Annotated in this window: 1 pseudogene; it reads left to right on the top strand. The window is 30.7% G+C overall.

Features of this window, described 5'->3' with window-relative positions:
- Positions 1-78: 78 nt before the first annotated feature.
- Positions 79-352 (top strand): annotated as a pseudogene (locus EGD97_RS12310) (transposase); the annotation flags it as partial.

Raw genomic sequence — 352 nt, forward strand, 5'->3', positions numbered from 1 at the left:
TGGATAGGTTACAATTAATTAGACAATAAATATTCGGTCATGATATGATATATAAAAATAGGAGAAGGAGAAATTATCATGGCTGGAAAAATAAAAAATTATACAGATGATTTTAAAAAGCAAATAGTAGCACTAAAACAAAATGGTAAATCAACATCAGAGATATCAAGAGAATATCAAATAGCAAAATCAACAATAATAAAGTGGGTAAATGATTATAGCAATTCTGGGTCTTTCAAGGCCAAAGATAATCGTACCGAGGAAGAGAACGAGCTAATACGTCTCCGTAAGGAAAATAAACAATTGATGATGGAAAATGATATTTTAAAGCAAGCAGCGCTGATAATGGCAC

This window comes from Clostridium prolinivorans (genome assembly GCF_004011155.1).
GTDB classification, from domain to species: Bacteria; Bacillota; Clostridia; order Clostridiales; family Clostridiaceae; genus Clostridium_AT; species Clostridium_AT prolinivorans.